The 9,899-nt window shown below is 40.1% G+C and carries 5 protein-coding genes and 1 pseudogene; 5 read left to right on the top strand and 1 reads right to left on the bottom strand.

The genetic code is table 11. From position 1 onward, the window contains the following. The 4 genes and pseudogenes from IQ229_RS02590 to IQ229_RS02575 all read left to right on the top strand — a co-directional run. Nucleotides 1-2,470: pseudogene (locus IQ229_RS02590) on the top strand (hypothetical protein); the annotation flags it as partial. Between the two features lie 631 nt (nucleotides 2,471-3,101). Then, on the top strand, nucleotides 3,102-4,124 hold the full coding sequence (locus IQ229_RS02585; protein WP_194041015.1) for a DUF2235 domain-containing protein: 1,023 nt from the start codon (nucleotides 3,102-3,104) through the stop codon (nucleotides 4,122-4,124). 75 nt (nucleotides 4,125-4,199) lie between these two features. Further along, entirely contained in the window at nucleotides 4,200-5,828 is a 1,629-nt protein-coding gene (locus tag IQ229_RS02580) for a peroxidase family protein (protein WP_194041013.1), read from the top strand. A 180-nt stretch (nucleotides 5,829-6,008) separates the two neighbouring features. Next, complete coding sequence (locus IQ229_RS02575; RefSeq protein ID WP_194041011.1) at nucleotides 6,009-7,190, top strand: catalase family protein; 1,182 nt, start codon at nucleotides 6,009-6,011, stop codon at nucleotides 7,188-7,190. Nucleotides 7,191-7,509: 319 nt separating this feature from the next. On the opposite strand, the gene IQ229_RS02570 is transcribed toward IQ229_RS02575, so the two are convergent. Beyond that, nucleotides 7,510-8,694 (bottom strand): NAD(P)H-quinone oxidoreductase subunit H, encoded by a 1,185-nt coding sequence (locus tag IQ229_RS02570; RefSeq protein ID WP_194041009.1) that lies wholly within the window; start codon nucleotides 8,692-8,694, stop codon nucleotides 7,510-7,512. A gap of 330 nt (nucleotides 8,695-9,024) precedes the next feature. Here IQ229_RS02570 and IQ229_RS02565 point away from each other — a divergent pair. Beyond that, a partial coding sequence (locus IQ229_RS02565; protein WP_194041007.1) for a M48 family metallopeptidase occupies nucleotides 9,025-9,899 on the top strand: 875 nt, incomplete at its 3' end.

Here is a 9,899-nt window from a genome sequence, read left to right as displayed (position 1 = left end):
GTGTATTACAAAACTGACTGGTATTGAAGTTGAAGAAAGTTGGTTTTCATTGAATGGGCTGAAAGACGAAATAATTTTGGAGGTTAAAGAAAAAACTACTTTATTAGGTTTATTTATTGACACCTACAAAGATGATAACGAAGGCCAAATTATTCTGGCAATAGAGTCAGTAAGTGCAACTGAACTGACTGAGAAATATAAAAAGCAAGAGAATAATAAGGTAGCTGTTACAGCAGGGTCTGTTATAAATAGTACAACTGAGACTGTTACAACGGGTTCTGTTACAAGTAGTACAACTGAGACTGTTACAAATATTCAAAGCTCAGGTGGATCTGTCAGTCGTGAAGCAGTAGGTGCGAACAGCTCGGTAGAGTTTACCTTCCGTTTTAACGAAGACGAGTTTAAGAAGAAGTGGGAAGAGCAGTTACAGCAGATTAATGCATCTATTAACGTGATAGATGAAGCTGATGTGACTTTAGAGGCTAAGTATTGGGATCAGCTCGAAAATTGGCTGCTGAAGAACTACGAGAAGCACTTTAAGAATTTGGCTGTAGAAATAGCAAAAGTCAGATTCTCAATGGATGCTTATATACAGCAGATGGAGTTTAGTCTGAACCAGCACTTGCAAGGCTGGTCTGGCTACTTAGACAAGCTTGTGGAAGATAAGATCAGCGTTGAGATATCAAAGAAAATTAATCAGCAGATCAACCAATATGTAGACCAGACCTTTGAGCAAAGGATACGTAACAACGTCGGATTAATCATCAACAACATTGTCAATAAGCAAGAACTCAACCAATACATTGATCGGCATGTTGATCAACAAATCGACCAGACTTTTGAGCAAAGGATACATAACAACGTCGGATTAATTATCAACAACATTGTCAATAAGCCGGAACTCAACCAGTATATTGATAGGCATGTCAATCAGCAAGTAGATCAAACCTTCGAGCAAAAGGTACGTAACAACGTTGAATTAATTATCAACAACATCATCAATAAGCAGGAACTCAACCAGTACATTGATCAACACGTTAATCAGCAAATCGACCAAAGCTTTGAGCAAAAGATACGTAATAACATCAGCCTCATTACTCAGAATATCATCAATGATAATCCTGAAATTAAACAGTACTTTAACCAGGAAATCGACCAAACTTTTGAGCAAAAGGTACGTAATAACGTTGAATTAATTATCAACAATATCATCAATAAGCCGGAACTCAACCAGTACCTTGATCAACACGTTGATCAGCAAATAGACCAAAGCTTTGAGCAAAAGATACGTAATAATATCAGCGTAATTGCTCAGAATCTAGTCACCAATGCTGAAATTAATCAATACGTCAGCCACGAAATCGACAGCACTTTCGAGCAAAAGATAGAAAATCACATTCAAGTGATTACTCAGAACATTATTAATGATAATGATGTATTAAACCAGTATGTTGACCAACGCTTACAGCAAAACGTAACAAACAATACTGAAGTTAACAATAGTATTGTGAACCTTGTTACCAACAGCACCGAAATTAACAGCAAGATTGAAAATGTTCGCAACGAGTGGAATGAGACATTTATTAGTTTGGTTACACAGCAAGTCGATGAACTGATCAACGTAATAGGTGGCAGAGAAACATTTGTCAAATTAATTACCCAGAACATTGTCAATAACAATACTGATATTAATCAGTATGTCAGCAAGCAAATCGATGAAACCTACGAGCAAAAGGTACAAAATTACGTCCAGTTAATTACTCAAAACATCGTCAATGATAATGACGTATTAAACCAGTACGTTGATCGGCGCTTACAGCACAATGTAACCAATAACATTGTCATTAACCAAATTTTTGATAACGCTCAATTAACCCAGAAGATTGAGAATATCTTGGTCGATAATTCTCAAATTCATCAGAAGATTGAGAGCGTCGTGATCAATAGTACTGAAATAAATAACAGGATTCTGAACTTCGTTGTCAACAGCACTGAAATTAACAACAAGATTAATAACGTCTACAGAGATATTGACATCAAGCTTGAGAATGTCCGCAACGAGTGGAATCAGACATTTATCAGTTTGGTTACACAGTATGTCGATGAAGTGATCAACATAATAGGCAACAGAGAGTCATTCAACATTCAGGTTGCAAATGTGATCAATATCAAAGTGGATGAGCTTCTCAATCAAATCTTGAGAATCAGAAACGAACTGACTATCATCATAAACAACGCAGACAGACATCTCTATGAGTGGACACTAGGAGAACTAATGGCAATCAAAGGCTGCTTAACCGATCGCCAAGCTCTTGTTGAGCAACTAGTTACTTTCAGTGCTGAACTTAGAGTCAAGTTGGATAATACCAACTGTGTAGATATCAACACATTCAAGCCGTTCAAACCTATTTCAGTAAATCCTGCACCACTATCACCTGTGCAACCGCAGCAGTTACCAGGAAACAAATAATTAGACTTTAGCTAAGTTGACTGAAAATTGATGGGGTAGAGGTTGCGTTAGAGCAATGCAATAACGCACTCTACTCGAATAAAACATCTAAATATAAGAAAAATGGTAGTTGGTGAAGACGGAACAAAACAAATCGGCGAAGGATGAGAATATTTTCCTAAATATTGATATCAAGATAGAGAACATCCGCAACGATTGGAATCAGACATTTATAAGTCTGGTTAGGCAGTATGTTAATGAACTGATCGATATAATTGGTGGCAAAGAGGCATTTAACATCCTGATTGCGAATTTGATCGTTGTGAAGGTAGATGAGCTTCTCAACCAAATCATAAGAACCAAGAACGAACTAATTGTAATAATGAACGATGCAGATAGACATCTCTATGAGTGGTCTCTGTGAGAACTCATAGCAATCAAAGGCTGCTTAACCGACCGTCAGGTTCTTGTTGAGCAGCTTGTTTCCTTCAGTGCTGAACTTAGAACCAAGCTCGATTGTACGCCCTGTGTAGACATCAAAAATTTTGAGCAGTTTAGACCTATCTTGATAGCTTACAACCAGCAAGAGCAAATTGCTGGTTCATAACTACGCATAACGACGAGCAAGCCAATTTAATTGAGTTATAAAACTATGAAAAAAACTGGAAAACGTCTTGTAGTTTGCTGTGATGGAACGTGGCAACAGTTAACGAGTCCTTACCCAAGCAATATAGTTAAGCTGGCTCAATCTGTAAAACCAATTGCCAGTGACGGGGTTACACAAATCATATTTTATGACGAGGGCATTGGAACCGAGAGTCAAAAGGTTTTAGGGGGAGCTACCGGACTAGGAATCGATAGAAATATAGAAGATGGCTACCGATTTCTTAGTCTCAATTATGTTCCTGGTGACGAAATCTATCTGTTTGGCTTCAGTCGCGGTGCTTACACAGTTAGAAGTTTAGCGGGGATGATCTATTGCTCTGGCCTTTTAGATCGCCCTCATGTCACCAAAGCACATGAAGCTTACGAGCTTTACCGTAATGGAGGTGTGAAGCCAAAGGATCAGGAAGCAGTAAAATACCGTAAAAGTTACGGCGATCGCGTTCCGATTAACTTGATCGGTTGTTTTGACACGGTTGGATCGCTTGGTATTCCTGGGTTAGCTGTCTTCAAAAAGTTTCACGACCAGCTCAATGAGCGCTACAGATTTCACGACACTACTTTAAACAAAGATATCCAAAATGCACTGCACGCAATGGCGATCGACGAAATCCGTGAATCCTTTGATGTGACTCCCATGAAACCGCATCCTGAAGCTGAAAACCAACGAGTGATTCAAAAGTGGTTTCCAGGTGGACATGGTTGCGTTGGCGGTGGAACTGAAGAACACAGCGGGTTATCTGATGCTGCATTACAGTGGATGATTGATTCTATAGGTGATTTAGGATTGGGACTTGACTTCGATACAAGTGTGATTCCCACAGGCATTAATCCCAATTATGAATGTGAGTTTGAGAACGATCCTGGATTCTTTAAATTGGCAGGAATCAAGCTGCGTGAGATAGGCGATGCCATTGAAGATATTCATGACAGCACAATCAACCGTTTGAAAGGTCGCAAGGACTACCGACCCCAAAATTTACAAAACATTATTGACAAATTATTGGATTAATTTGAGATTTTGATATTTCTTGGCGATCGCTACAAGTACGAGATTTTAAGTACAACCAACACACAGGTAATAATTATGGCTGGTAAAAGAGACACATCTAGAGACGGTTTAAACAATAAAATTCAAACATTAGTTTTAACTAACTTTAAAGGGCTTTGGCAACTTATCCAAAGTAACGAATCTATAAAACGTAAAGTTAACAAAACTCTACTCAATAGTCTCATCTACAAAATTCCGACTCGTCCTAATGCCTACAGTATGATGACTCTAGATGAGTATATTCCTGATACTAAAATTCCTAAGAAAACTGATGCCTATACTTCCTGGGAATCACTCAACGATCGCACTTATACAGGAAGGCATCTACCACCCGATCCCAAGTTAAACGCTGAGGGGAATTTACCAAAGGTTGAAGACCTAGCTATCTTATTTCGTAAAAGAGATGGTAAAACCATTTATTCTACCAAATCAACTATGCTGTTTCCCTATTGGGTGCAGTGGTTTACTGATAGTTTTCTCCGCCTCGATCACTATAATAAATTAAAAAATACTTCCAACCATGAGATTGATTTGTGTAATGTTTATGGTTTAACCAGAAAACAAACACACCTTTTAAGAAGCTTTAAAGGAGGTAAACTCAAATCTCAAAAACTCAAGCGCCAAGATGGCGTAGAAGAAGAGTATCCCTTGTTTTATTATGCCGATCCAGCGCAGGGTAAAGTTGACGATCAATTTGAGGGTCTTTATGAACCTGTCAATGATGAAAAAAGACAGCCCGTAGAAAAAAAACAATATCTGTTTGCGATGGGAGTAGAACGAGCAAATGTGCAAATTGGCTATGTCATGCTCAATACTCTATGTTTCCGGGAGCATAATCGTCTTTGTGATGAATTAGCAAGTAATTATCCAGATTGGGATGATGAACGCCTCTTCCAAACCGCGAGAAATATTCTCATGGCGATTATTCTCAAAATCATTATGGAGGAGTACATTAACCACATAACTCCTTATCACTTTAAGTTGTTTGCCGATCCTGAAGCTTTTACTAAGGAAAGTTGGCATCGTCCCAATTACATGGCAATTGAGTTTGACTTTGTTTATCGCTGGCATAGTGCGATTCCAGAAACCTTTAAATATAACGGTAAACCAACCCATATTGCTGCATCTCTCTGGAACAACAAGATGTTCATCGATCAAGGTTTGGGGGCATTGATGGAGGAAACTTGTTCCCAAGCAGGTACAAAAATCGGTTTATTCAACACGCCTGATATATTGGTTGAGTTAACCGAGTTACCCGCGATTAAACTAGGACGGCAACTGCAATTAGCAAGCTACAACGATTATCGTCAATTGTGTGGTTTCCCCAGAGTGACGAGATTTGAGCAAATTAGCGGTGATGAATTTGTTCAAGAGAAACTCAAAGAATTATATGGTCATGTTGATAATATTGAATTCTTTGTGGGACTTTACGCCGAGGATGGGCGGAAAAATTCAACTATTCCTTCCCTAGTAGCACGCTTAATTGGGATTGATGCTTTTTCTCAAGCGCTAACTAATCCTTTATTATCACCCAAAATCTTCAATAAACAGACTTTTTCTCCTGTGGGTTGGGAAATAATTCAAAATACCAACACAGTCTCAGATTTAGTTAATCGCAACGTTCCGCCATCAGGCAAAAAGTACAAAGTTACCTTTGACCTTTAAGTGATATTCTCCATTGGCTTTTAGTGCGATCGCTTTACCCCTACTATTAAGCAAGCTATGCGTAGCGTCTTGTATGGTGGAGCGATCGCTCTTAATAATACTCTTCTCACTCTGTCACTGGAAGCTGACTGGACAATAAATAAACTCAATTGATTAATTAATTAATCCTACTTTTCAAAAATGAAACTTTTTACCGAATACCCAGAAAAAGATGAAACCAAATATTGCGCTCTCATGAGTGAGCTAGTTAAAAAAAACATGGACAATCTTTACGGAGGTAAGAAGAAACCAACTGCAAAGAGAGATACTCACTCTAAAACTAACGCTGCTGTTCAAGGTACTCTAGAAATCTTTGACTTTGATGAAGCAGCAATTAAGCAGGAATTGAGCAAACGCGCCTCATTAACTGAAGCTCAACTGCAAGCCATTTCCCTAAAACAAGGTTTATTTGCCAAACCCAAGCAATATCCGGTTTGGCTACGATTTGCAAATGGTGCGTTTTCAGTAAAGAATGATTATGAAGGTGATACACGCTCCATGTCCGTAAAAGTGATCGACGTAGAAGGAGAACGATTACCGCAAAGTCACGAGTTAAAAACCCAAGATATTATTACCCACAATACCGAATTCTTTTTTGTTAGAACCATCAAAGACTTCCACAGCTTTTTTTTGCAGGTTTATCGAGCAAAGCTATCTCCGTTACTTATACCGTTCATACTTTTATGGAAAATGTTGCATCCCTATGAAATCTCACTTCTAGAAAACAGTTTCAAACGTTTTCCCAAGAGCTTGCTTACAGAACGCTATTGGAGTGCTTCAGCATATTCCTTGGGACTGAAATCTGATTTTGATCCATCCCAACCAGGTCGAGTTCCTGTAGAATATCCGGTTGTGATTAAATATGGATTTACTCCGGTTTCCCCTCAACCACCTCATCAACAACTTCCTCTGGAATCTAGACCAAAAAGTGAACTTCAGCGTGCCAAAGCTTCAGGTTCAGAGGACAACTACTACCGAGAGGATATTATTAAAGCTTTAGCCAACCTTAATGCTGAATATTGTTGGGACTTTCAAATTCAATTTCAAACTAGCCCAAAAATGTCTATTGATGATACTACCATTGTTTGGAATGAAAAGGAATCACCCTTCATTACAGTTGGTCGCTTAAGAGTTAAGCATCAGAAGATTAGTTCGGCCAGAGAAAATGACTTTGAGGAAAATCTCAGTTTTTCTCCGGGGAATGGACTAGCAGTGCATCGTCCTGTCGGTGCGATCAATCGGTTACGCAGCATTGTTTATCCTATCGTTGCTAATGACCGTCATCAAAAACGAGGAGTCAAATACCAGGAACCAACTGTCTGACTTTCAGTAGACTAAAATGACAGGTTTGCAAATCTTCAGCAATGTATATTCGTTTGGTAAGCGCGTCTGATCGATTAGTGACACAGTTAAGGCAATTTCCGTAAATAAATCTACCGCTGCCGTTGGTTTCGACTTCGCTCAACCAACTAAAGAATCGAGAGTTGAGCGAAGCGATGCACTGAGCGTAGTCGAAGTGTCGAAACTCGTCAACCTGGGTAGATTCTTTGTCAGAAATCACCTAACTACTGAAGAATCAAAAAAATAGAGCAGTTGCACTGTAATACAACTGCTCTAAAAATTACTGAGATAGATATTTACTCTACCTATCCACAGATCCCATAATTACGTCAACACTGCCGAGAATCACCACAATATCTGCAACCTTCATCCCGCGTAGTAAATGTGGGACAATCTGGAGATTGTTGAAATCTGCGGCGCGAATCTTCCAACGTGCAGGAAAGACATTATCATCCCCAACCAAATAAATTCCCAATTCACCTTTGCCACTTTCTACACGAGCGTAGATTTCACCCTTGGGCATCTTGAAAGTGGGGGAAACTTTTTTGCCGATGAATTGGTAATCAAATGCGTCCCACTCGGATTTTTTACCTGCGGCTAAACGCTTGGCTTCCAGATTTTCGTAAGGGCCGCCAGGAAGTCCTTTGATTGCTTGGCGAATAATCTTGACAGATTCGCGCATTTCCCGCATCCGCACTACGTAACGAGCAAAGCAATCACCGGCGGTTTCCCACTGCACATCCCAGTCGAAATCGTCGTAGCATTCGTAATGGTCAACTTTCCGCAAATCCCATTGCACACCAGATGCGCGTAACATTGGGCCAGAAAGTCCCCAGTTGATTGCTTCTTCACGGGTGATAGTCCCAATACCCTCAACACGTCGCCGGAAGATAGGGTTATCGGTTACTAAGCGTTCGTACTCATCAACTTTGGGCAATAAGTAGTCACAGAATTCCAGACACTTATCTACCCAACCGTAAGGTAAATCGGCTGCTACTCCACCAACGCGGAAGTAGTTGTTATTCACCATCCGATAACCTGTGGCAGCTTCCCACAAATCATAAATCATCTCCCGTTCCCGAAACTGGTAGAAGAAGGGAGTTTGTGCGCCTACGTCAGCTAGGAAGGGGCCAAACCATAGCAAGTGGTTAGCAATGCGGTTCAACTCCAGCATGATGACGCGGATGTAGCTAGCGCGTTTGGGGACAGCGACACCTGCAAGCTTTTCTGGGGCGTTGACAGTGACAGCTTCGTTGAACATTCCCGCCGCGTAGTCCCAGCGACTAACGTAAGGGACGTACATTACATTAGTGCGGTTCTCAGCAATTTTTTCCATTCCTCGATGCAGGTAGCCGATGACCGGTTCACAGTCAACAACATCCTCGCCATCCAGAGTCATGATTAGCCGCAGAACCCCGTGCATCGAGGGGTGGTGTGGCCCCATGTTTAGCACCATAGGTTCAGTGCGGGTTTCTAGTCTGGTCATAGATTTCGTGTTCTCCGTTCGTGAAAATATTGAATTCAACCGCGCAGATGCCAACTAGACCCAATTTATCTTGTTTGTCAAGCCAAAGTAAGGGTTGTGGGAAGAGAGATTTGATTTGATGTTTAATTTTGTTGCACTTCTTCAACTATTATATGGAAGCTCGATATGCACTTAATTAAGCCATCGAATTTTTTTATCTCATAGTGCTGGGAGGGCGGGGTGAAAGAAAATGCGTTTTCTCAATGATGACTATTAACTTCTGAGTTTCTACGTAAGCTATAGAGATATTGTGTCAGCTATATTACAGTTTTATGAGGCTGATACATATTTATGGCTTTCAATCAAGAGCGTTTTGATAAGCTAATTCAGAAGTTAGAAGTTTTTGCTAACAAACAACCGCATCTTTATAAATTGCACGTTGCTTTTTTGGCTACTTTGGGCTACGCATATATATTTTTGGTTCTAGCTGTAACGTTGACTCTGCTGGTAGGTATTATCTTTTTGATGCTTAACGCTCAGTCAGTTAATGCCTCATCTGTGAAAGGTGTTCTGTTTTTGCTGGCGATCGCATTGGTGCTAGTGCGATCGCTTTGGGTTTCTTTTCCCCCACCTACAGGTTTACCACTGCAACCCAAGGATGTACCCAATCTCTATTCTTTAACTAACGAAATCTCATCAAAACTGCAAGCTCCACGGTTTCACCACATCTTGCTGACCAACGATTTTAATGCAGGGGTTGTCCAAAGACCACGCTTAGGTTTGCTGGGATGGCAGCAAAATTACTTAATTGTAGGTCTACCACTCATGCTAGCACTCCCACCCGAACAATTTCGTGCTGTTTTAGCTCATGAACTAGGACATTTATCAGGAAATCACAGCCGTTTTAGTGGTTGGATTTATCGCCAACGCGAAACATGGTATCGCATTATTAAAGGGCTAGGACAAGGTGGAAATGAAGTATCGTCGTTAATGTTTGAACGATTTTTGACATGGTACAGCCCGTTTTTTAATGCCTATTCTTTTGTGTTGGCACGGATGGATGAATATGAAGCAGATAGATGTGCCCTTGAGCTAACGGGAGAACAAAATGCTGCTGAAGCTTTGATAAATGTGGAGGTCAAAGCTAGATTTATAGAAAGATATTTTTGGTCTAGCATCTATAAACAAGTTGAAACAGAAATCGAACCACCAAAAATGACTTATAT

This window comes from Nostoc cf. edaphicum LEGE 07299 (assembly GCF_015207245.1).
GTDB lineage: Bacteria > Cyanobacteriota > Cyanobacteriia > Cyanobacteriales > Nostocaceae > Nostoc > Nostoc edaphicum_B.
The sequence above is the reverse complement of the archived record's forward strand: the minus strand, read 5'-3'. Positions and strand labels throughout refer to the sequence as shown.

Coding starts and splice junctions, on each gene's coding strand:
- IQ229_RS02585 (WP_194041015.1), top strand. CDS start 3,102: ATGAAAAAAACTGGAAAACGTCTTGTAGTTTGCTGTGATGGAACGTGG.
- IQ229_RS02580 (WP_194041013.1), top strand. CDS start 4,200: ATGGCTGGTAAAAGAGACACATCTAGAGACGGTTTAAACAATAAAATT.
- IQ229_RS02575 (WP_194041011.1), top strand. CDS start 6,009: ATGAAACTTTTTACCGAATACCCAGAAAAAGATGAAACCAAATATTGC.
- IQ229_RS02570 (WP_194041009.1), bottom strand. CDS start 8,694: ATGACCAGACTAGAAACCCGCACTGAACCTATGGTGCTAAACATGGGG.